At 67.4% G+C, this 19,892-nt stretch carries 23 protein-coding genes; 15 read left to right on the forward strand and 8 right to left on the reverse strand.

The annotated features are described in order from the left end of the window. The first annotated feature begins 39 nt into the window (after positions 1-39). On the forward strand, positions 40-360 hold the full coding sequence (trxA, locus tag CK944_RS05335) for a thioredoxin (protein ID WP_103172010.1): 321 nt from the start codon (positions 40-42) through the stop codon (positions 358-360). 147 nt (positions 361-507) lie between these two features. Further along, the gene (hslV, locus tag CK944_RS05340) at positions 508-1,065 is read left to right on the forward strand and encodes an ATP-dependent protease subunit HslV (protein WP_103172011.1); all 558 of its coding nucleotides are present in this window, start codon (positions 508-510) and stop codon (positions 1,063-1,065) included. A gap of 78 nt (positions 1,066-1,143) precedes the next feature. On the opposite strand, the gene CK944_RS05345 is transcribed toward hslV, so the two are convergent. Both CK944_RS05345 and CK944_RS05350 read right to left on the reverse strand, forming a co-directional pair. Further along, complete coding sequence (locus CK944_RS05345) at positions 1,144-1,635, reverse strand: pyridoxamine 5'-phosphate oxidase family protein (protein WP_103172012.1); 492 nt, start codon at positions 1,633-1,635, stop codon at positions 1,144-1,146. A gap of 73 nt (positions 1,636-1,708) precedes the next feature. Further along, the gene (locus CK944_RS05350; protein WP_103172133.1) at positions 1,709-2,239 is read right to left on the reverse strand and encodes a GNAT family N-acetyltransferase; all 531 of its coding nucleotides are present in this window, start codon (positions 2,237-2,239) and stop codon (positions 1,709-1,711) included. Positions 2,240-2,353: 114 nt separating this feature from the next. On the opposite strand from CK944_RS05350, the gene hslU reads away from it, so the two are divergent. The 3 genes from hslU (at position 2,354) to CK944_RS05365 (ending at position 5,029) form a co-directional block, all read left to right on the forward strand. Then, positions 2,354-3,661: an ATP-dependent protease ATPase subunit HslU gene (gene hslU / locus CK944_RS05355; protein WP_103172013.1), complete on the forward strand. Its 1,308-nt coding sequence runs from the start codon at positions 2,354-2,356 to the stop codon at positions 3,659-3,661. A 47-nt stretch (positions 3,662-3,708) separates the two neighbouring features. Further along, entirely contained in the window at positions 3,709-3,894 is a 186-nt protein-coding gene (locus tag CK944_RS05360; RefSeq protein WP_103172014.1) for a PLD nuclease N-terminal domain-containing protein, read from the forward strand. 67 nt (positions 3,895-3,961) lie between these two features. Next, positions 3,962-5,029, forward strand: a complete 1,068-nt coding sequence (locus tag CK944_RS05365) for an alpha/beta hydrolase (protein WP_239985967.1) — start codon at positions 3,962-3,964, stop codon at positions 5,027-5,029. A 17-nt stretch (positions 5,030-5,046) separates the two neighbouring features. On the opposite strand, the gene CK944_RS05370 is transcribed toward CK944_RS05365, so the two are convergent. Together CK944_RS05370 and CK944_RS05375 are read right to left on the reverse strand one after the other, a co-directional pair. Beyond that, positions 5,047-5,628, reverse strand: a complete 582-nt coding sequence (locus CK944_RS05370) for a Smr/MutS family protein (RefSeq protein ID WP_103172015.1) — start codon at positions 5,626-5,628, stop codon at positions 5,047-5,049. Beyond that, positions 5,628-6,284, reverse strand: a complete 657-nt coding sequence (locus tag CK944_RS05375; protein WP_103172016.1) for a Tim44/TimA family putative adaptor protein — start codon at positions 6,282-6,284, stop codon at positions 5,628-5,630. The genes CK944_RS05370 and CK944_RS05375 overlap by 1 nt, the downstream gene beginning before the upstream one ends. A 110-nt stretch (positions 6,285-6,394) precedes the next feature. Between CK944_RS05375 and CK944_RS05380 the strand changes: the two genes are divergently transcribed. From CK944_RS05380 to CK944_RS05390, 3 genes are read left to right on the forward strand one after another with little or no spacing between them, the layout of a single operon-like run. Then, positions 6,395-6,931, forward strand: a complete 537-nt coding sequence (locus CK944_RS05380) for an FxsA family protein (RefSeq protein ID WP_103172017.1) — start codon at positions 6,395-6,397, stop codon at positions 6,929-6,931. 57 nt (positions 6,932-6,988) lie between these two features. Continuing rightward, positions 6,989-7,504 (forward strand): protein-export chaperone SecB, encoded by a 516-nt coding sequence (gene secB, locus CK944_RS05385; RefSeq protein ID WP_103172018.1) that lies wholly within the window; start codon positions 6,989-6,991, stop codon positions 7,502-7,504. A 6-nt stretch (positions 7,505-7,510) separates the two neighbouring features. Beyond that, on the forward strand, positions 7,511-8,119 hold the full coding sequence (locus CK944_RS05390) for an HD domain-containing protein (protein ID WP_103172019.1): 609 nt from the start codon (positions 7,511-7,513) through the stop codon (positions 8,117-8,119). A 42-nt stretch (positions 8,120-8,161) separates the two neighbouring features. Here CK944_RS05390 and CK944_RS05395 read toward each other — a convergent pair whose 3' ends face one another. The 3 genes from CK944_RS05395 to CK944_RS05405 form a co-directional block, all read right to left on the reverse strand. Further along, positions 8,162-8,473 (reverse strand): H-NS family nucleoid-associated regulatory protein, encoded by a 312-nt coding sequence (locus CK944_RS05395; RefSeq protein ID WP_103172020.1) that lies wholly within the window; start codon positions 8,471-8,473, stop codon positions 8,162-8,164. 77 nt (positions 8,474-8,550) lie between these two features. Continuing rightward, the gene (locus CK944_RS05400) at positions 8,551-9,111 is read right to left on the reverse strand and encodes an ActR/PrrA/RegA family redox response regulator transcription factor (protein WP_103172021.1); all 561 of its coding nucleotides are present in this window, start codon (positions 9,109-9,111) and stop codon (positions 8,551-8,553) included. 67 nt (positions 9,112-9,178) lie between these two features. Then, positions 9,179-9,808 carry an SCO family protein gene (locus tag CK944_RS05405; protein ID WP_103172022.1) on the reverse strand — a complete coding sequence of 210 codons (630 nt, stop codon included), beginning with the start codon at positions 9,806-9,808 and terminating at the stop codon, positions 9,179-9,181. An 89-nt stretch (positions 9,809-9,897) separates the two neighbouring features. Here CK944_RS05405 and CK944_RS05410 point away from each other — a divergent pair, with 89 nt between their 5' ends. Continuing rightward, positions 9,898-11,199 carry an ActS/PrrB/RegB family redox-sensitive histidine kinase gene (locus CK944_RS05410; RefSeq protein WP_103172023.1) on the forward strand — a complete coding sequence of 434 codons (1,302 nt, stop codon included), beginning with the start codon at positions 9,898-9,900 and terminating at the stop codon, positions 11,197-11,199. Positions 11,200-11,260: 61 nt separating this feature from the next. Continuing rightward, the gene (locus CK944_RS05415) at positions 11,261-12,835 is read left to right on the forward strand and encodes a PAS-domain containing protein (protein WP_103172024.1); all 1,575 of its coding nucleotides are present in this window, start codon (positions 11,261-11,263) and stop codon (positions 12,833-12,835) included. A 3-nt stretch (positions 12,836-12,838) separates the two neighbouring features. Here the strand turns inward: CK944_RS05415 and CK944_RS05420 are convergent, their stop codons facing one another. Further along, on the reverse strand, positions 12,839-13,486 hold the full coding sequence (locus CK944_RS05420; RefSeq protein WP_103172025.1) for a GntR family transcriptional regulator: 648 nt from the start codon (positions 13,484-13,486) through the stop codon (positions 12,839-12,841). A gap of 267 nt (positions 13,487-13,753) precedes the next feature. Here CK944_RS05420 and CK944_RS05425 point away from each other — a divergent pair, with 267 nt between their 5' ends. The 5 genes from CK944_RS05425 to CK944_RS05445 are packed head-to-tail and all read left to right on the forward strand — an operon-like array spanning position 13,754 to position 19,853. Then, positions 13,754-14,986: an NRAMP family divalent metal transporter gene (locus CK944_RS05425; protein ID WP_103172026.1), complete on the forward strand. Its 1,233-nt coding sequence runs from the start codon at positions 13,754-13,756 to the stop codon at positions 14,984-14,986. A 13-nt stretch (positions 14,987-14,999) separates the two neighbouring features. Further along, a complete protein-coding gene (locus tag CK944_RS05430) occupies positions 15,000-15,767 on the forward strand; it encodes a LamB/YcsF family protein (RefSeq protein WP_103172027.1) in 768 nt (255 codons plus the stop codon). Continuing rightward, the gene (locus CK944_RS05435; protein ID WP_103172028.1) at positions 15,767-16,549 is read left to right on the forward strand and encodes a putative hydro-lyase; all 783 of its coding nucleotides are present in this window, start codon (positions 15,767-15,769) and stop codon (positions 16,547-16,549) included. The genes CK944_RS05430 and CK944_RS05435 overlap by 1 nt, the downstream gene beginning before the upstream one ends. Positions 16,550-16,551: 2 nt before the next feature. Beyond that, positions 16,552-18,093 (forward strand): urea amidolyase family protein, encoded by a 1,542-nt coding sequence (locus CK944_RS05440; protein ID WP_103172029.1) that lies wholly within the window; start codon positions 16,552-16,554, stop codon positions 18,091-18,093. Then, the gene (locus CK944_RS05445; protein ID WP_239985968.1) at positions 18,090-19,853 is read left to right on the forward strand and encodes a biotin carboxylase N-terminal domain-containing protein; all 1,764 of its coding nucleotides are present in this window, start codon (positions 18,090-18,092) and stop codon (positions 19,851-19,853) included. The genes CK944_RS05440 and CK944_RS05445 overlap by 4 nt, the downstream gene beginning before the upstream one ends. Positions 19,854-19,892 lie beyond the last annotated feature (39 nt).

The following is a 19,892-nucleotide window of genomic DNA, read 5'->3' on the forward strand; positions in this document are numbered from 1 at the left end:
CCGCATCCCGTCGGCGCCATCCCTGAAGGAGCGTTTCCCATGGCCACCCAGCCCGTCACCGACAGCCAGTTCGACGCCGAAGTCCGGCAGTCCGATACCCCCGTGATCGTGGATTTCTGGGCGGAATGGTGCGGACCCTGCAAGCAGATCGGCCCCGCGCTGGAGGAATTGTCCGAAGAATATGCGGGCAAGGTCAAGATCGTGAAGGTCAACATCGACGAGAACCAGGAACAGGCCGCAGCCCTTGGCGTGCGCGGCATTCCGGCCCTGTTCATGTTCAAGGGCGGCGAGGTCGTGTCGAACCGCATGGGCGCCGCCCCCAAGGCCGCGCTGAAAAGCTGGATCGACGAATCGATCTGATCGCGTCCCGACAGCCAAGGGGCGGCGGCCTGCGGGCCGGCCGCCCTTTTTCATGGCTTGAAGCGGTCGCAGGCAGGGCAATGGGGCCATGGGTTGCAAGGCGGTGGCCCTGCCCATATCTGCAAGCCGAAATGGAAGGAACTTCTTATGGCGGATGACAGGTTTCCCGGCTGGCACGGCACCACGATCCTGGCGGTGCGGCGCGGCGGCAAGGTGGTGGTCGCGGGCGACGGTCAGGTCAGCGTCGGACAGACGGTGATGAAGGGCACGGCCCGCAAGGTGCGTCGCCTGTCGCCGGGCGGGCGCGACGTGGTGGTGGGCTTTGCCGGATCGACCGCCGATGCCTTTACCCTGCTGGAACGGCTGGAAAAGAAGCTGGAAGCCGCGCCGGGCCAACTGCAGCGCGCCTGCGTCGATCTGGCCAAGGACTGGCGCATGGACAAGTACCTGCGCAACCTGGAAGCCATGCTGATCGTCACCGACGGGCAGGGCCTGTATGTCGTGACGGGCGCGGGCGACGTGCTGGAACCCGAACATGACGTGGCCGCCATCGGATCGGGCGGAAATTTCGCCCTGGCCGCCGCGCGGGGGCTTATGGAAACGGATCTGGATGCGGAAGACGTGGCGCGCCGGGCCATGGCGATCGCCGCGGACATCTGCGTCTATACCAACGGCAAGCTGACGGTCGAGACCCTGGCGGGCTAGGCTGCGGCAGAACGGCAAAAGACCGCGCCGAAGCGCGGTCTTGGCCCTGCGGGCTGGCGTGGGCCGTTCAGGCGGATGTCACAACCGCACAGTCGCCACGTTGTCCTTGTAGCTTTCCTTGGGATCGCTGATGCCAAGCGCCACCATGGCGCCCGCGACGATGCTTGACGCATCCAGCCAGATCTCGGCCTTTTGCGGATCGAAGCGCAGCAGGACCAGCTTGGGGTCGTCCTTGCCTTCCTCGTACCAGGCGGCGACATGGCTGTTCCACAGCCGGTCCACCACCGCCCGGTCGGTATCCTCGGTCAGCGACCCTTCGATCGAGGCCCAGAGATCGTGGCCCTTGGACACGAAATGCGCCGCTGCGTCCTGCGCGCCACCCGCCAGCTTTTCCACCAGGGCATTGTCGCGCGACGTGAAGAACCACAGCGGCCCGTTGTCCCCTTCCTCGATCTGCGAGGTCATGGGCCGGGTATGGCCATGTTCGCCGCCGACCAGGCCCAGCATCACGGTCATGTCAGAGCGAAGGGCCTTCCACAGGCGGGCTTTCAGTTCGTCAGGCGTAGGCATGTCTTGTCCTCCGGTGTTCGGGTGCCGGGGGCAACGTGGCGCTCCGCCGATTGTTCCCCGGGACTAATGGCGCCTAGGGTTCCTCGTGACGCATCAGAAGACAGTCGCCCGTCCGGCCGGCCAGGGCCGCGATGGGGCGAAACCCGGCCTTCCAATAGGCCCGGATCGCCCGCAGGTTCGTCTCGTCCGGGTCTATGATGATGGTGTCATGCCCTTCCGACCGCAGCAGCGCCACGAAGGCCCGCAAGACACGCGACCCCAGGCCCCGCGACAGAAGATCGGGCGGTCCGATGGACAGATCGACGCCCACCGCATCGTCGGGCAGGTCCATCACCCAGGGCGCATCGGACAGCCAGGGCTCCACCCGCGCGTCAGCGATCCGCCAGACCTGGATATAGCCGGTGGGCTGCCCGTCCAGACGGAACAGGAAGGCCCGGGTGCTGTCGCGCCCTTCGACGATGTCGCGAAGATAGCCAAGTTCGGTCTCGACATCGCTGCTCCACCACTCGCGCCAATGGGGCTGGTCCATCCAGCCCGCGATCAGGGGAAGATCCGCGGCGGTGACGGGGCTGAAGGACAGGGCGGGCGGGGTCGTCGGCGTCATGACCGCCATCATGCCGACGGGCGGACCCGCCGATCAAGCACAGTCTGTCGGCGGCATCCCTTCAAATTGCGTGTCCAAGCCTATATCTGCCGCTTCAAACCGAAAGGCAGACCCATGACCGACCTGACCCCGCGCGAAATCGTGTCCGAGCTGGACCGCTTCATCATCGGCCAGAAGGACGCCAAGCGCGCCGTGGCGGTGGCGCTGCGCAACCGCTGGCGCCGCAAGCAACTGGGCGACGACCTGCGCGACGAGGTGTATCCCAAGAACATCCTGATGATCGGGCCGACCGGCGTCGGCAAGACCGAGATCAGCCGCCGCCTGGCCAAGCTTGCCAACGCCCCCTTCATCAAGGTCGAGGCGACCAAGTTCACCGAGGTGGGCTATGTCGGCCGCGACGTGGAACAGATCATCCGCGACCTGACCGATGCGGCGATGATCGACACCCGCGAACGCATGCGCGAGGCGGTCAAGGCCCGCGCCCACAAGTCGGCCGAGGACCGCGTGATCGAGGCTTTGGCCGGCAAGGACGCCCGCGACGGCACCCGCCAGATGTTCCGCGACAAGCTGAAGCGGGGCGAGCTGGACGACACCGTGATCGAGCTTGAGGTGCAGGACCATTCAAATCCGCTGGGCGCGATGGAGATTCCGGGCCAGCCGGGCGCCAGCCTGGGCGGGATGATGGACCTGTCGGGGCTGATGAAGGCCTTCGGCGGGCGTCGCGTGCGGCGCAAGCTGACGGTCGCCGAAAGCTATGACCTGCTGATCGCGGAAGAAGCCGACAAGCTGCTGGAGGACGATGCCGTCAAGGCCGCCGCCCTGGACGCGGTGCAGCAGAACGGCATCGTCTTCATCGACGAGATCGACAAGGTCTGCGCCCGCGCCGATGCACGCGGCGGCGATGTCAGCCGCGAGGGCGTGCAGCGCGACCTGCTGCCCCTGATCGAGGGCACGACGGTTTCCACCAAATACGGCCCGGTGAAGACCGATCACATCCTGTTCATCGCCTCGGGCGCCTTCCATGTCGCCAAGCCCAGCGATCTGTTGCCGGAACTGCAGGGCCGCCTGCCGATCCGGGTGGAACTGCGCGCCCTGACCGAGGAGGACTTCATCCGCATCCTGACCGAGACCGATAATGCCCTGACGCGCCAATACACCGCCCTGATGGCGACCGAGGGCGTGACCGTGGGCTTTGCCGACGACGGGATCGCCGCCCTGGCCCGCATCGCGGCCGAGGTGAATGCATCGGTCGAAAACATCGGCGCCCGCCGCCTTTACACTGTGATCGAGCGGGTCTTCGAGGAACTGTCCTTCAGCGCCCCCGACAAGGGCGGCGAGACGGTCGAGGTCGATGCGGCCTATGTCGAACGCCATCTGGGCGATCTGGCGCGGTCCACCGATCTGTCGCGTTACGTCCTGTAAGGAACCGCCCGGCGCGGTTGGGGGTTGGCACCGAAAGGGGGACTGGCATGGGTTACGTTTTCGGAATCATCATCTTCGTGCTGGATGTCTGGGCCATCGCGTCCGTCATCAACACGAATGTCAGCATGGGCACCAAGATCCTGTGGATCGCCCTGATCGCGATTCTGCCCGTGGTCGGGTTGATCCTGTGGTACTTCATGGGCCCGAAGGCGAATTACGGCGGTCCCGCCTGATGCCGGGACTGGCCTGGCGCCGGTTTCTCTGACAGGTTCGCCGCAACCGTTTCCCTGAAGGTGACGCTTGCGGCGTTTTCTTTTGTGTCTTGTACTGATCCTTGCTGCCTGCGCCCCGCGCGGCACCCTTGTCATGGCGCCCGAAGGATACCGGCCCCCCATCCTGGAAACCGTCTGGATCGCATCCCAGCGCACCCCTGACGGGCAGCATGTGCCGCAGCCGTGGTTCTCGCGCATCGACGTTTCGGTTCCCCCCGAACGGGCCGCCGGAGATCTGGCCTATCCCCGGCCCGACGGCGACCCCGCCGCGCAGTTTCTGGTCAGCGGCGGCGGGCGCCTGGCAGGCGCCGACGCCTTTCGCCGCGCCATCGAAGCCGACCTGGCCGGCCGCGCGCCCGACGACCGGGACATCATCCTGTTCGTGCATGGATACAACTACAGCTTCGCCGAAGGCGTCTATCGCACCGCGCAACTGGCCCATGACCTGCGCCTGCCGGGGGTCCACGCGCATTTCTCCTGGCCCTCGCGGATGAAGCCCTATGCCTATTCGGGCGATCGGGATGGCGCGCTTTATTCGCGCGACGGATTGGTGCAGACGATCGACCTGCTGGCCCGGACGCGCGGCCGCGGCAAGATCGTGCTGATGGCCCATTCGATGGGCAGCCAGTTGCTGATGGAAGGGTTGCGCCAGATGGCCCTGTCGGGACGGCGCGACCTGATCGACCGGGTGGACGGCGTGGTCCTGATCTCGCCGGACCTGGATCTGCGGCTGTTCCGGTCGCAGGTCCGCGCCATCGGGCCGCTGCCCTGGCCTTTCGTGATCCTCACCTCGCCCCGCGACCGGGCGCTGCAACTGGCGGCGCTGATCTCGGACGAGCCGGTCCGGCTGGGCAACATCCCCGACGCGCGCCCGGTGGCGGATCTGGACGTGATCGTGGTGGATACCGGCGCGTTCGACACAGGCATCGGCCATTTCAACCTGGCCGATTCACCCACCTTGCAGCAGATCCTGCGGCGTGCAGGGGATCTGGACAACATCCTGCCCCAGGAAGGCGGCGTCGCGCCGGGCCTGATCGGCGGGGCGGTCAGCCGGGTGGAACAGGCGGTCCAGGTGGTGCTGTCGCCGGCCTTCTAGGGGCGATGCGGCGCCCTCTAACCCCTGCGGCGCAGATAGACGTAATAGGCCCCCTCGCCCCCGTGTCGGTAATGCGCCGCCGTGACCTGCTGGACCACGCCCGACAAGGGCGGCATGTGCAGCCAGTGCGGCACCTGATGGCGCAGCGCGCCGGACCGCGTGGGCAGGGGACCGTGATCGCCCTTGCCCTTGCCGGTGATCACCAGCACCAGGCGCCGTCCCTGGGCGTGGCAGGACAGGATAAAGCCGATCAGTTCGGGATGCGCGGCCGCCAGCGTCAGTCCATGCAGATCCAGCCGCGCCTCGGGCACCAGCTTGCCCTGGGCCATGCGGCGGTGGGTCTTGGGGTCCATGCGCAGGGGTTGCTGGGACAGGCGCTGCGCGGGGGTGGGGGAATGGGAAACGGAAAGGGGCCGCGACGGGACCATCTGGCCGATCTGGAATTCCGGCACGGCCGCCCGCAGCGGGACGGGCTTGGGCGCCGGACGCATTTCGGGATCGGCGGCCTTGGGCCGTTCGGGGTGCAGGGGCACGGCGCTGCGGGCGACGCGCGCCCACAAATCCTTGTCTTCAGGGGTCAGACCCCGGCGACGGGCCATCAGCCGGTCGCGACCAGCTGCCAGTTCGGATCGTCCTGCCCCATGCGCCGGGCAAAGGTCCAGGTGTCGCGCTGCTTGCGCGGGGCCTTGGGATCGCCTTCGACCACGTTGCCCGCCGCATCGCGGGTGGCCGCGATCAGTTCGCCCACGAAGCGGACCGTCACCATGCCCATGCCTGTGGCCGGATCGTATTCCGCCCCCGCCAGCGCGGTTTCGCGCGTGCCGATATACTGCGCCGTGACCGTATGGCCATGGGCGGCGCGGGCGTCGATCACCGACTGGAACGCCTCGGCCACCGGCTCGGACAGGAAGGGCCGCACATCGGACAGGTCGCCGCGCTCAAAGGCCATCAGGATCATCTCATAGGCCGATTTCGAACCGTTGAGGAAATCCATCACGCCGAAGGACGGCTCGACCGCCTTCATCGCGGCCAGGGCATGGGCGGTCGGGCTGCCGGCCTCGGCATGGTCCAGGATGTCGTGATCGGCCTCCTCGGCCGTGCCCTCGATCACGTCGAAGCGCGGACGGGGGGTGCTGGGAGCCTCGACCTGCGGAGGTTCGTAGCCGTCGCGCGTCCCAAGGACATTGCGCAGCCGCAGGATCAGGAAAATCGCGATCCCGGCCAGGACAAGCAACTGCAACAGCGGGTTGTTCATGCGATTTGGCCTCTTATCCGACTTGGCTGGTATCTGCGATCTGGGCCATTATGTAGGGATTGGACCGGGGCAAGTCCAGTTATCCCCTGGTCCGCAAGGAGGGATTCCCCATGCGGCTGTTGTGGCTGTTCATCGTGCTGCCGATTGTTGAGATCGCGCTGTTCATCCAGGTCGGCGGGCTGATCGGGGTCTGGGCCACGCTGGGGCTGGTGGTCCTGGCCGCGGTCTCGGGCGTGGCGGTGATCCGTTCGCAGGGGACGCAGGCCTGGATGCAGGCGCAGCGCAGCCTGGCCGAATTGCGCGATCCGTCCCGGCCGCTGGCCCATGGCATGATGCAGATCCTGGCGGGCGCGCTGCTGATCGTGCCCGGCTTCCTGACCGACATCGTCGCCCTGCTGCTGCTGATCCCGCCGGTGCGCGACCTGATCATGCGGCGCGCCGTGCGCCGGATGGGGGTCAGGACCGTGCAGATGAACACTCCCCGGCGCGAAACCTATCGCCCGCCCTATGCCGACGGGGTGATCGACGCGGATTACGTGGTCGAGGACGTGCCCCCCGCGCGCAATGCCCGCCCGCCCCTGGACCTGCCAGAGGATCTGGGGGACGACCCCGCCCGGCGCGGCCATTCCGGCTGGACACGCCATTGAGGCACCGCCCCGCGCCTGCTAGAACCGGCGAAACGATGATCCGACAAGGGAAAACCCATGGCCGACGAAACCACCCCCAACGGCACGGCGCCCGCAGCCCCGCAGGTGCGGATGCAAATCCTGGCGCAGTATATCCGCGACCTGTCCTTTGAAAATGCCGTCGCCACCAAGGGCGCCCCGCAGGGCGAGGTGCAGCCCGAGATCACCGTCCAGGTCAGCCTGGATGCCCGCAAGCGCGCGGGCGATCATCAATACGAGGTGATTTCAAAATTTCGTGTCACCTCGACCAACAAGGCCGACAATTCGACCCTGTTTCTGGCAGAACTGGATTACGGCGGGGTCTTCATGATCGAAGGCGTTCCAGAGGAACAGTTGCACGCCTTCCTGATGATCGAATGCCCGCGGATGCTGTTTCCCTTCGTGCGGCGCATCATCGCTGACGTGACGCGCGACGGGGGCTTCCCGCCCTTCAACATGGATCCGGTGGATTTCGTGGCGCTGTATCGCCAGGAACTGGCGCGGCGCGCGCAGGTCCAGCAGGCGGGCGCACCCGCGGATCAGCGGCTGTCCTGAAACATCATGGCCGCCCGACAGCGCCGCGCCTGGCAGCGGATGCTGTCGGGCCGGCGTCTGGATCTGCTGGATCCGACGCCGCTGGACATCGAGATCACCGATATCGCCCATGGACTGGCCTTCGTGGCCCGGTGGAACGGCCAGACCCAGGGGGATTGGCCCTATTCCGTGGCCGAGCATTCCTTGCTGGTGGAAGATATCCTGACCCGCCTTTATCCCGGCATCGAAATCCGCTGGCGGCTGGCCGCGCTTTTGCACGATGCGCCGGAATATGTGATTGGTGACATGATTTCGCCCGTCAAGGCGGCGCTTGGATCCGAATATGGCCGCATGGATGAACGCCTGACCGCCGCGATCCATCTTCGTTTCGGGCTACCTGCTGTTTTACCGGCGGCGATCAAGTCGAAAATCAAGGTCGCGGACCGGATTTCAGCCCGGCTGGAAGCCGTTCAAATCGCGGGATTTACGGAATCCGAGGCAAGGCGCCTGTTTCCCATGCAAAACAACGCCATTTTGTCTGTATTGCATATTGAATTGCGGCCGCCTGCCCAGGTACGCGCGGCCTTTCTGGACCGTTTCCAGATGCTGATGCGTTCCCCGGACGGTACGGCCTGACAAAAGGCCGCCCCGGGGGACGGCCTTTCCGTAAAAACGCGGTCAGATCAGCAGGTCGTCCAACTGCTTGCCGCCTTCCAGGTTTTCCTGCACCCAGCGAGGCTTGCGGCCCCGTCCGGTCCAGGTCATCGTCGGATCTTCGGGATTTGCGTATTTCGGGGGGACGGAACCCGACTTGCGCGGCTTGGCACCGGTCAGGTCGGTCAGGTTGAAACCATGTTCACGCGCCGCTTCCTCGATCGCAGCCAAGGCCTCGCGCCGTTTCCGGTCTTCATAGGAATTAATCGCCCGGTCCAATTTTGCCCGAAGATCACGCAGTTCTTTGAGCGTCATCTTGTCGAGATCGAAGTTCATTTCTTTTGTATCCACATTGAATTGCTAATTAGCAATTTGATACAAGACGATCCCAATTACAAGATAGCTCGAATATGTTAACGCGGTCCTCTTTTGGCGAGAATTCGCTGAAGTGTCCGGCGATGCATATGCAGCCGTCGCGCGGTTTCACTGACATTGCGGTCGCATTGTTCATAAACGCGCTGAATATGTTCCCATCTCACGCGGTCTGCGGACATCGGATTGTCGGACGGCGGGGGAAGGGATTCCCGGCTGGACAGTAACGCAGACGTTACGTCATTTGCATCTGCGGGCTTTGCCAGATAATCGGTCGCGCCCATCTTCACGGCGGCGACGGCGGTGGCGATGGCGCCATAGCCGGTCAGCACGATGATGCGGGCATCGTCCCGAAGCTCGCGCAGCGCCTCGACCACATCAAGGCCGTTGCCGTCCTCCAGCCGCAGATCGACCACGGCATAGGCGGGCGGCGCCTCTCGGATCATGGTCAGGGCATCGGCCACGCTGATGGCGGTGCGGGCGGCAAAGCCGCGCTTTTCCATGGCGCGGGCCAGCCGGGTCACGAAGATCTCGTCGTCATCGACCAGCAGCAGCGACGGATCGGGTCCGGGATTCATCCGGGAAAGGGTATCGTCTTCCATGACGCGCGTATCCCACCTTGGGTAAACAGCAACACTGCCGCAAGGATGGAACGGGGGCAATCACTTCTCAGCCAAGGGCATCCACGAAACATCCGACCCGTTCGGCCATCACCTCGGGCGGAGTGTCGCGTCCGAAGAAGGCCACCGTCCGGTTGCCGGGCATGACCAGATAGGTGTTGGTCATGTGATCGACCAGATAGTATTCCTGATCTTCCTCGTCATTGGCCTTGTAATAGTTTCGCCAGCCCTTGTTGACGGCGGCGATCTCCTCCTCGGATCCGGTCAGGCCCACCATGTCGTCGGAAAACAGGCTGGTGAAGTCGGCCACCACCTCGGGCGTGTCGCGCTTGGGATCGACGGTGACGAAGACCGTCTGCACGTCCTTGCCCTGTTCCTGCAACAGGGTCGCGGCCTCGGCGTTGCGGGCGCTGTCCATGGGGCAGACATCCGGGCAGAAGGTATAGCCGAAATAAAGCAGGGAGGGCTTGTCAAAGACCTGGTCGGCCGTGACGCGCTGCCCGTCCTGGCGGGTCAGGGTGAAATCGGTGCCGAAGCTGTCCATGCCGCCTGCAACGGCGCTGCCCTGGCATTCGGCAAGGGGATCGCCGGACTGGCGCGCCGCCAGCCAGGCGCCGCCCGTCCCCAGAAGGGCCAGGGCTGCCACGCTTCCAATCAGCAGGATCCTGCGGTCGGCCATGATCGATCTCCTTCGTTGCGGCAAGGCGGCGCATTGATCGCCCATCCCGCCCCGCGTATCAAGGTCCGCATCGTCGCACCCTGGTGGCCATGTCCGATCCCTTCCTTTCCCCCGCCACCCCGGCCGAGCCGATCCGGCTGCGCACGCTGGTCCTGTTGCGGTGGTTCGCCATTGCGGGCCAGCTGGCCGCCGTGGTCGTTGCCAAGCTGATGGGCATCGCCTTTCCGGTCATACCGGTCCTGGCGCTGATCGCGGCGGCCATCGCCATGAACCTGTGGCAGGGCCTGGGGCCGATGCGCCGCACCTCGGCCCGGATGGCGGTGGTGCACCTGACCTTCGACGTGATCCAGATTTCCGCCCTGATGGCCCTGACCGGGGGGCTGGCCAATCCCTTTGCGCTGCTGGTGCTGGCGCCGGTGACGGTGGCCGCGACATCGCTGGACACCCGGCAGACGGTGACCCTGGGTGCCGCGACGATGATCCTGATCTCGCTTGTCTCGCTGTTCGGGCTGCCGCTGCACGACAACACAGGGCGGCAGTTGGTGCTGGCGCCGGTCCTGACGCTGGGGCACTGGACGGCGCTGATGATCGGCGTGGTGTTCTTCGCGGGATATGCGCACCGGGTCACGGCCGAGTTGCAGGCCACCTCGAACGCGCTGTTCGCGACCCAGATGGCGCTGGCGCGCGAACAGCGGCTGCAACATCTGGGAGGCGTGGTCGCGGCCGCCGCCCACGAGATGGGCACCCCCCTGGCCACCATCAAGCTGATCGCGGCGGAACTGGCGGACGAGTTGGACGACCGCCCCGAATTGCAGGCCGATGCCATGGCCCTGCGCGATTCGGCGGTGCGCTGCGCGGAAATCCTGCGCAGCATGGGCCGGGCGGGCAAGGACGACCTGCACCTGCGCATGGCCCCCCTGCGCACCGTGCTGGAGGATGCGGCCGAACCCCATGCCGGGCGCGGCCCCGCCGTCGAAATCCGCGCCGACGGTCCCGATATCCGCCGCGATCCCGCCATCATCCATGCCTTGCGCAACCTGATCCAGAATGCCGTCGATTTCGCGGCCAGCCGCGTGGTGATCGAGGCGGAAACCGATGAAAGCTGCCTGACGGTGTCGATCCGCGACGACGGGCCCGGCTATCCCCCCGCCCTTCTGGCCCGGATCGGCGATCCCTACCTGACCAGCAAGCGCGGCGGCGCGCAACGGGCCGGTTACGACGGCATGGGACTGGGGCTGTTCATCGCCAAGACCCTGCTGGAACGGTCGGGCGCGCGGCTGAGCTTTGACAATGGCGGGCCGGGCGCGGTCGTGACCGTCCGCTGGCCGCTGGACCGGATCGCCACTGACGCGCGCGCGCCACTGGGCGCCAATCCCCAGCACCGTTTCTGAGGTTTTAACTGTTCGTTAAGCCTGCTCCCGCTATGGTTGTCCAAACGCGAAGGAGCTTGGGATGTCTCTCCACGGTATCGGCCTGGTCTTGCTGGCGGTCCTGACGGGCACCCTCTCGGTCCTGCTGGCGGTGGGGCTGATCCGCTGGTGGGATCGCGGTCCCGGACGACGCGGGCCGCGCCTGCCGCAGGGCATGGACGGCAGCCTGAAGCCGATGGTGCTGCTGTTCCGCAACCAGGTCCTGGTGGACGCCACACCCTCGGCCCGGGCCTTGCTGGACCGCATTTCCGCGCCCGAAGGCGAATGGGCGCGGCTGCTGCAATGGATCGGGCCGCGCTTTCCCGACGCGATCGAAGGAATGTCGCGCATCGACCGCACGGGCCGGTTCGAATGCCTGGGCCAGTCCGGCACCGGCAGCGCCGCCCTGCGCCTGCTGGCCGAACAGGTCGATTCGGGCCTGCTGCGGATCACCCTGACCGACCCGCAGGCGGAACATGCGGGCATCGTGGTCGATTCGATGTCCCAGCAGGCGATGGAGGAGGAACTGGACCTGCTGCGCCGGTCACTGGACCAGACGCCCATGCTGGTCTGGCGCCAGGACGCCGAGGACCGCGTGACCTGGGCCAACGCCGCTTATCTTCGCAAGGCCGAGGCGCAGGCCGACGAACCCATCGGCTGGCCGCTGCCGCGCCTGCTGGATTCGCCGCGCCCCGTCCCGGGCGCCGGAACGCGGACGCGCCGCGCATCGCTGAACCAGAACGGCGCGGTCTTCTGGTATGACTGTCACAGCCACCAGATCGGCGACCAGGTGATGATGTTCGCCCTGCCCGCCGATGCCGCCGTGCGGGCCGAACGGTCCTTGCGCGAATTCGTCCAGACCCTGACCAAGACCTTCGCCGACCTGCCCATCGGCCTGGCGATCTTCGACCGGCAACGGCATCTGCAACTGTTCAACCCGGCGCTGATCGACCTGACCAACCTGCCCACAGGCTTCCTGACCGCGCGGCCCACGCTGTTCGACCTTCTGGACAAGCTGCGCGAATTGCGGATGGTGCCCGAACCCAAGGATTTCCGAAGCTGGCGCCAGCAGATGAGCAATCTGGAAAGCTCGGCTGCCACCGGACACCATGTCGAGGAATGGTCCCTGCCCGGCGGGCAGACCTATCGCGTCACCGGCCGCCCCCATCCCGACGGCGCCGTGGCCTTCCTGTTCGAGGACATCACCTCGGAAATGACCCTGACCCGCAAGTTCCGGGCCGAACTGACGCTGGGCCATTCGATCCTGGACAACCTGGGCGAGGCGGTGGCGGTCTTCGCGCCCGGCGGGCAGGTGGTCATGTCCAACCGCGCCTATCGCGACCTGTGGCCCGGCGCCGACAGCCTGGGCGATGCGATGGCCTGCTGGAACGCCCATGCCGAGGCCGGGCCCGGGGTCGAGGCGCTTGCCGCCCGGCTGATCCAGCCCGGTGAAGGACTGCGCGACAGCGGGCTGATGGTTGGGCCGCAGGGGCAGTTGCTGGGATGGGCCGTGGCGAAGCTGCCGGCTGGCCGGCAGATGGTCCGGTTCCGCCTTCCCGATGCCGCCAGCCCTTCGCAGGCGGGGGACCAGCCCCTGCTGGCGAATGCCGCCGGCTAGCCTTCAGCCCAGCCGGGCAAAGGCTTCCAGCACCACCCGTTCGGAATTGTCCAGATACGCCGCCAGAACCTCTGCCGCCCTGGCCTGCTGGCCTGCCGCCAGAAGGTCCAGGATCTCGCCGTTGCGGTCGATATAGGGTTCGTGCAGCCGTTCGGGGCTGTCCAGCAGCCCGAAGGCCAGCCGCAGTTCCGCGATGACCTGGGCAAAGAAGCCCTGCAGCCTCGTGCTGTCGGTCAGGGCCACGATGGCCGCGTGAAACTCCATGTTGGCGCTGCCGACGCTGCGCCAGTCCTGCTCCTCGCGCGCGGCACGGGCCTTGGACACGGCCGCCTGCATCCGCGTCACCGCCTCGTGCCGGGGCCAGGCATGGGCAAGGGCCGGCACCTCGATCAGCCGGCGGACGCGGTAGATGTCCACGATCGTCGCCATCGAGGGCGCGGCCACGAAGACCCCCCGGTTCGGCTCGTGCCGCAACAGCCCTTCGCGGGTCAGCAACCGGAACACCTCGCGCAGGGTATTGCGCGACACGCCCAGATCGGCCGCCAGCCGGGTTTCCGACAGTCGATGCCCCGGCGGCAGGCTGCCGCCGATGATGTCGTTGCGCAGGCGCGATGCCGTTTCCTCGGCCAGGCCCGGAGGTTCGATGACCATGTGATGCCCTTGTCTTGCCGCCGGAGAATGGCCCTGGCCCCGGTCAGAGGCAAGCCGGCAGGTGCGAATCGGTCTTCAGAACTGCCCGTTGATCAGACAAGCCCCCGTCTTTCCGCCCGTCAAAACAGCAGATGATCCTTCTGCAATCCCCTTGTTGTTCAACAATCATTGCCTTTGTGTCAAATAATCGTTGACAGGTTGTCGCCCTGCCGCCACGTTTCGACCATTCGAAAAGCGTCAACCACCCTTGCAGCAGGAGCATGACGGATGAGCGCATCCCCCACTGCCACGGCCGCCAATGCCACCCTGCGGGGCGGATTTCTGGCGGCGATCTTCCTGATGGCCACTTCGGCCATCGGGCCGGGCTTCATCACCCAGACCGCGACCTTCACCGCCAAGCTGGGCGCGGCCTTCGCCTTCGCGATCCTGGCCTCGATCCTGATCGACTTCGTGGTGCAGCTGAACATCTGGCGCATCACCGCGCTGACCCGGCGCAATGCCTCGGAAACCGCCAATGCCGCCATTCCCGGCGCGGGCTATCTGCTGGCGGTGCTGGTGATGGTGGGCGGGCTGGCCTTCAACGTGGGCAATATCGCGGGCGCGGGCCTGGGCATGAACGCCATGTTCGGCCTTGATCCCAAGATCGGCGGCGCGATCTCGGCGCTGCTGGCGATCGGGGTGTTCCTGTCGAAACGCGCAGGCCTGCTGCTGGACCGGTCGCTGATCGGCCTGGGCATCCTGATGATCGTGATGACGCTGATCGTGGCCGTCACCTCCAACCCGCCGGTGGGCGATGCGCTGCGCCAGACGATCTTGCCGGACGTGATCGACTTTCCGACCATCACCACCATCGTCGGCGGCACGGTCGGCGGATACATCACCTATTCGGGCGCCCACCGGCTTCTGGACAAGGGCCTGGTCGGCGAACAGCACCTGGCCGCCGTCACCCGCGCCTCGCTGACCGGGATCGCGGTCACCGGCGTGATGCGCTTCGTGCTGTTCCTGGCGATCCTGGGCGTGGTCGCCTCCGGCGTCACGCTGGATCTGTCCAGCCAGGCCGCGAACCCGGCGGCGCAGGCCTTTGCCTTCGCACTTGGCGACTGGGGGATGCGGATCTTCGGCGTGGTGCTGTGGGCGGCGGCCATCACCTCGGTCATCGGGGCGGCCTATACCTCGGTCAGCTTCCTGGTGGCCTTCATGGCCATGACCGACCGCAGCCGCAACATCGCCACCGTGATCTTCATCACCGTGTCGCTGGCCGTCTTCATCACCATCGGCACCGCACCCGCCGCGCTTCTGGTCTTCGTGGGCGGCTTCAACGGCTTGATCCTGCCCATCGGCCTGACGATCTTCACCTATGTGGGCCTTGCGCGGTCCGACCTGATGGGCGGCCACCATTACAACCGGCCGCTGCTGATCCTCAGCGCGATCGTCTGCGCGCTGACCTGGTACATGGGCTATCGCTCCATCGGCCCGATCTTCGCCTTCCTGGGCCTGTAAAAGGGGAAAACACATGCGCACCATCGACCTGAACAGCGACCTGGGCGAAGGCTATGGCGCCTGGACCATGGGCGACGACGACGCCATGCTGGGCATCGTCAGTTCCGCCAACATCGCCTGCGGCTTTCACGCGGGCGATCCGCTGACCATCCGCGCGACAGTGGACGGGGCGGCCACGCGCGGCGTGGCGGTGGGGGCGCATGTGTCATACCCTGACCGCGTAGGCTTCGGGCGCAGGCCCATGGACGTGACCTCGGCGGAACTGACCGCCGATGTGATCTACCAGATCGGCGCCCTGCAGGGGATCGCGCGCGCCGCCGGCACCCGCGTCGCCTATGTGAAACCGCATGGCGCGCTGTACAACACCATCGCCAATGACGCGCGCCAGGCGGATGCCGTGATCGCGGCGATCAGGGAAATCGACCCTTCGCTGGTGCTGATGGGCCTTGCCGGCACGCGGATCCTGGACCGCGCCGCCGATGCGGGCCTTGCCACCGTGGCCGAGGCTTTCGGCGACCGCGCCTATACGCCCGACGGCCAGCTTGTGTCGCGCCGGGAAAAGGGCGCGGTGCTGCATGACGCCGATGCCGTGGCCGCCCGGATGCTGCGGCTTGCCACCGAAGGCGTGATCGAGGCCGTCGACGGATCGGTCCTGCGCCTGAAGGCCGACAGCATCTGCGTGCATGGCGACAGCGCCGGCGCGGTCGAGATGGCCCGCCGCATCCGCGAGGAACTGGTTTCAGGCGGCGTGACCATCGCCCCTTTCGCAGGGACCGCCTGATGCGCCCGGACGTGGAAACCGCCCGCGCCGCCCGGCTGGCCTGCCGCGGCACGGTCGCGCCGACGGCCGGCATGGCGCCGGGCTTCACCCAATGCAACATGATCTCGCTGCCGCGCGACTGGGCTTGGGATTTCCTGCTGTTCGCGCAGCGCAATCCCAAGCCCTGCCCGGTCCTGGACGTGACCGACCCCGGCAGCTTTGAAACCGCGCTTGCGCCCGGCGCCGACCTGCGGACCGACATCCCGCTTTACCGGATCTGGCGCGACGGGGCCCTGGCCGAGGAGGTCGCCGATGCGACCGCCGCTTGGGCCGAACATCCCGACCTCGTGACCTTCCTGATCGGCTGTTCCTTCACCTTCGAGACGCCCTTGCAGGCCGCCGGGATCGAGGTGCGCCACATCGCCCAGGGCTGCAACGTGCCGATGTTCCTGACGGACCGCGCCTGCCGCCCCGCCGGACGGCTGCATGGGCAGATGGTGGTGTCGATGCGCCCCATCCCGGCCGACCGTGTGGCCGAGGCCGCGATGATCACCGGCCGCTTCCCGGCGGTCCATGGCGCCCCCGTCCATATCGGCGCGCCCGAGGCGCTTGGCATCGCCGATCTGTCGCGCCCCGATTTCGGCGACCCGGTCAAGATCCGCGAAGGCGAGGTGCCGGTCTTCTGGGCCTGCGGGGTGACGCCCCAGGCCGCCGTCATGGCCTCGAAGCCGCCCTTCGCGATCACCCATGCGCCCGGCCACATGTTCGTCACCGACATTCCCGACAGCCGGTGGCAGCTGTGACGATGCGCTTTCTTCCCGTCGGCCCGCGCACGCTGCTGGTGGAACTGGCCGATCTGGACGCGACGCTGGCGCTGTTCGACGCGCTGCTCGCCAATCCGGTCGAGGGTATCGCCGAGATCATCCCGGCCGCCCGCACGCTGATGATCCGCGTGGGCCCCGGCTTTGCCGCCGATGGCGCGCTTGCGGCGCAGATCATGGCGCGCCAGCCCGCGCCAGGGACAGTCCGTCGGGAAACCCAGGTCGAAACGGTCGAGATCCCCATGGCCTATGACGGCCAGGATCTGGCCGATGTGGCGGCCCATATGGACCTGACCGTGGCCGAGGTGATCGCCGCCCATCAGGCCGCAACCTGGGCCGTGGCCTTTTGCGGCTTCGCGCCGGGTTTCGCCTATATGACGGGCGACGACCCGCGCTTCGACCTGCCCCGCCGCCCCGCGCCGCGCACGCGGATTCCGGCGGGATCGGTGGCCTTGGCGGCACGCTTCTGCGGCATCTATCCGCAGGATACGCCGGGTGGCTGGCAGTTGATCGGCACGACAAGGGTGCCGATGTGGGATCTGTCCCGCGACCCGCCTGCCCTGCTGCGTCCCGGCGTTCGGGCGCGTTTCGTGGAAGGCGTGGCCGAAGTCCATCCCTCGGCGGCGATCCCCCAACCGCAGGGCCAGCCCGCGCTGACTGTTGTGCAGACCGCCTTTCCCATCGTCTTCCAGGACGAAGGCCGTCCCGGCCAGGGCGGGCAAGGGGTCTCGGCATCCGGCGCGCTGGACATGGGCGCCATGCGGCGGGCGAACCGCGCGGTCGGCAATCCCTCGGGTGCGCCGGTTCTGGAAATCACGCTTGGCCCGGTGCGGCTGCGGGCGGACCAACCGGTGACCTTGGCGCTGACCGGCGCGGGCCGGGCGATGGTGGAAGGGCAGGCGATGCCCGCCGCCTTTGCCCTCGATGCAGGCGACGAAGTCATGATCCCGCCCCCGCCTGCCGGGATGCGCAGCTATCTGGCGCTGCGGGGCGGTTTCGACGTGGCCCCGGTGCTGGGGTCCGCCGCGACCGACACGCTGGCCTTTGTCGGACCCCAGGCGCTGACCAATGGCGCGCGCCTTTACGCCGCGAACAACCCCGCCACGGCCATCGCCGTGCCGGAGGATCAGCCCCCGCTGCCCAAACCGGGCGAGGTGGTGGAACTGCCCGTGACGCTTGGCCCCCGTGCCGACTGGTTCTCGGACGACATGATCCAGCATTTCCTGTCCCAAGACTGGCTTGTTACCCCGCAATCCTCGCGCGTGGGCATCCGGCTGGAGGGCGATGCCATCACGCGCGACGATGCCCGCGAACTGCCCTCCGAGGGCACGGAAACCGGCGCCATCCAGATCCCCCATTCCGGCCAGCCAGTGCTGTTTCTGGCCGACCATCCGCTGACCGGCGGCTATCCGGTGATCGCGACCCTTCTGCCGTCCGCGCTGGATCTGGCGGGCCAGATCCCGCCCGGCGCGCGCATCCGCTTCACCGCCGCCGCACCCTTTCACGACATGAAGGTCCAGCCATGACCCTTTTCGCCACCGGCCCGACCCTGCCCCTGCGCCGCCTGCTGATCGCCAACCGGGGCGAGATCGCCGTCCGCATCATCCGCGCCTGCCGGGACGAGGGCATCGAAACCGTTGCCGTCCATGCCGATGCCGACCGCGATGCGCCCTTCGTGGCCATGGCCGACCAGGCCTTCGCGCTTGGCGGCGACACACCGGCCGAGACCTATCTGGACGGCGGCAAGATCATCGCCATTGCGCAACGCGCGGGCGCCGATGCGATCCATCCGGGCTATGGCTTCCTGTCCGAAAACGCCGCTTTCGCGCAAGCCGTGCAGGACGCGGGCCTGATCTGGATCGGCCCCGACCCCGCCGTCATCACTGCCCTTGGCGACAAGATCGAGGCCCGCCGCATCGCCGAGGCCGTGGGCGCCCCCCTGGTCGCCGGCACCCCCGGTCCGGTGGAAACGCCCGGCGACGCCCTGGCCTTCGCCCGCCAGCACGGCCTGCCCATCGCCATCAAGGCGGCCTTCGGCGGCGGCGGGCGCGGCATGAAGGTCGCTTGGCGCCTGGAGGAGGTCGAGGAGCTGTTCCAATCCGCCACGCGCGAGGCGCTGACCGCCTTCGGTCGCGGCGAATGCTTCATCGAGCAGTTCCTGGACCGCCCCCGCCATATCGAGGCGCAGGTGCTGGCGGACCGCCACGGCACCGTCAAGGTGATCGGCACCCGCGACTGTTCCCTGCAACGCCGCAACCAGAAGCTGGTCGAGGAAGCGCCCGCGCCCTTCCTGACCGACGAACAGCGCCAGCGCATCCACGACAGTGCGCGGGCGATCTGCGCCCATGCGGGATACAGCGGCGCGGGAACGGTGGAATACCTGCTGTCGGCCAATGGCACGATATCCTTCCTCGAGGTGAACACGCGCCTTCAGGTCGAACACCCGGTGACCGAGGAAACGACGGGCATCGACCTGGTGCGCGGCATGATCGCGGTCGCGCGGGGCGCAAGGCTGGCCGACGACGCGGTGCCCGCCCCGCGCGGCCATTCCATCGAATTCCGCATCAATGCCGAGGATGTGGGCCGGGGCTTCCTGCCCACCCCCGGCCCCATCGACATATTCGCCGCCCCGTCCGGTCCCGGCATCCGGCTGGACAGCGGCGTGGTCGCGGGATCGACGGTGCCCGGCAGCTTCGATTCCATGATGGCCAAGCTGATCGTGACCGGCAGCACGCGCACCGAAGCCATCGCCCGCGCCCGCCGTGCCCTGGCCGAATTCCGCATCGAAGGCGTGGCAAGCGTCCTGCCCTTCCATCGGGCGGTGCTGGAACAGCCCGAATTCCGGGCCGAGGATGGCAGCTTCGGCGTCCATACCCGCTGGATCGAGACCGACTTCGCCGACCGGCTGGCCCAGGCCGCGGCCCCCCATGCCCGCGTGGCCCCGGCGGGCGGCCCGCCCCTGCTGCGCCTTGCCATCGAGATCGACGGCAAGCGCCACGAACTGGGCGTGCCCGCGAACCTGATGGCGATGGCCCCCGGTGCGCCTGCTGCTGAGGCCGCCCCGGAAGCTGACGATGCCACCGTGACAGCCCCCGTTCCCGGCACCCTGACCGCCTGGCAGGTCGAGGACGGCGCCCAGGTCGAGGCAGGTCAGGTGATCGCGGTGATGGAGGCGATGAAGATGGAAACCCGCGTCGAGGCCCATCGCGCGGGCCGCATCAGCCAGACCGCCAAGGCGGGCGAGGTGCTGGGCTTCGGCGCCCCCCTGGCCCGGATCGAGGGCTGAGCAACCGGCGCGCGGTGTTGGTGCCGCGCGCCGTGCCGG

Source organism: Paracoccus sp. SY (assembly GCF_002901215.1).
In the GTDB taxonomy this organism is placed as follows: Bacteria; Pseudomonadota; Alphaproteobacteria; order Rhodobacterales; family Rhodobacteraceae; genus Paracoccus; species Paracoccus acridae.

What these genes read in the sequence shown, in the direction of transcription:
- trxA (WP_103172010.1), top strand. Translation starts at nt 40, where the DNA reads ATGGCCACCCAGCCCGTCACCGACAGCCAGTTCGACGCCGAAGTCCGG.
- hslV (WP_103172011.1), top strand. Translation starts at nt 508, where the DNA reads ATGGCGGATGACAGGTTTCCCGGCTGGCACGGCACCACGATCCTGGCG.
- CK944_RS05345 (WP_103172012.1), bottom strand. Translation starts at nt 1,635, where the DNA reads ATGCCTACGCCTGACGAACTGAAAGCCCGCCTGTGGAAGGCCCTTCGC.
- CK944_RS05350 (WP_103172133.1), bottom strand. Translation starts at nt 2,239, where the DNA reads ATGACGCCGACGACCCCGCCCGCCCTGTCCTTCAGCCCCGTCACCGCC.
- hslU (WP_103172013.1), top strand. Translation starts at nt 2,354, where the DNA reads ATGACCGACCTGACCCCGCGCGAAATCGTGTCCGAGCTGGACCGCTTC.
- CK944_RS05360 (WP_103172014.1), top strand. Translation starts at nt 3,709, where the DNA reads ATGGGTTACGTTTTCGGAATCATCATCTTCGTGCTGGATGTCTGGGCC.
- CK944_RS05370 (WP_103172015.1), bottom strand. Translation starts at nt 5,628, where the DNA reads ATGGCCCGTCGCCGGGGTCTGACCCCTGAAGACAAGGATTTGTGGGCG.
- CK944_RS05375 (WP_103172016.1), bottom strand. Translation starts at nt 6,284, where the DNA reads ATGAACAACCCGCTGTTGCAGTTGCTTGTCCTGGCCGGGATCGCGATT.
- CK944_RS05380 (WP_103172017.1), top strand. Translation starts at nt 6,395, where the DNA reads ATGCGGCTGTTGTGGCTGTTCATCGTGCTGCCGATTGTTGAGATCGCG.
- secB (WP_103172018.1), top strand. Translation starts at nt 6,989, where the DNA reads ATGGCCGACGAAACCACCCCCAACGGCACGGCGCCCGCAGCCCCGCAG.
- CK944_RS05390 (WP_103172019.1), top strand. Translation starts at nt 7,511, where the DNA reads ATGGCCGCCCGACAGCGCCGCGCCTGGCAGCGGATGCTGTCGGGCCGG.
- CK944_RS05395 (WP_103172020.1), bottom strand. Translation starts at nt 8,473, where the DNA reads ATGAACTTCGATCTCGACAAGATGACGCTCAAAGAACTGCGTGATCTT.
- CK944_RS05400 (WP_103172021.1), bottom strand. Translation starts at nt 9,111, where the DNA reads ATGGAAGACGATACCCTTTCCCGGATGAATCCCGGACCCGATCCGTCG.
- CK944_RS05405 (WP_103172022.1), bottom strand. Translation starts at nt 9,808, where the DNA reads ATGGCCGACCGCAGGATCCTGCTGATTGGAAGCGTGGCAGCCCTGGCC.
- CK944_RS05410 (WP_103172023.1), top strand. Translation starts at nt 9,898, where the DNA reads ATGTCCGATCCCTTCCTTTCCCCCGCCACCCCGGCCGAGCCGATCCGG.
- CK944_RS05415 (WP_103172024.1), top strand. Translation starts at nt 11,261, where the DNA reads ATGTCTCTCCACGGTATCGGCCTGGTCTTGCTGGCGGTCCTGACGGGC.
- CK944_RS05420 (WP_103172025.1), bottom strand. Translation starts at nt 13,486, where the DNA reads ATGGTCATCGAACCTCCGGGCCTGGCCGAGGAAACGGCATCGCGCCTG.
- CK944_RS05425 (WP_103172026.1), top strand. Translation starts at nt 13,754, where the DNA reads ATGAGCGCATCCCCCACTGCCACGGCCGCCAATGCCACCCTGCGGGGC.
- CK944_RS05430 (WP_103172027.1), top strand. Translation starts at nt 15,000, where the DNA reads ATGCGCACCATCGACCTGAACAGCGACCTGGGCGAAGGCTATGGCGCC.
- CK944_RS05435 (WP_103172028.1), top strand. Translation starts at nt 15,767, where the DNA reads ATGCGCCCGGACGTGGAAACCGCCCGCGCCGCCCGGCTGGCCTGCCGC.
- CK944_RS05440 (WP_103172029.1), top strand. Translation starts at nt 16,552, where the DNA reads ATGCGCTTTCTTCCCGTCGGCCCGCGCACGCTGCTGGTGGAACTGGCC.
- CK944_RS05445 (WP_239985968.1), top strand. Translation starts at nt 18,090, where the DNA reads ATGACCCTTTTCGCCACCGGCCCGACCCTGCCCCTGCGCCGCCTGCTG.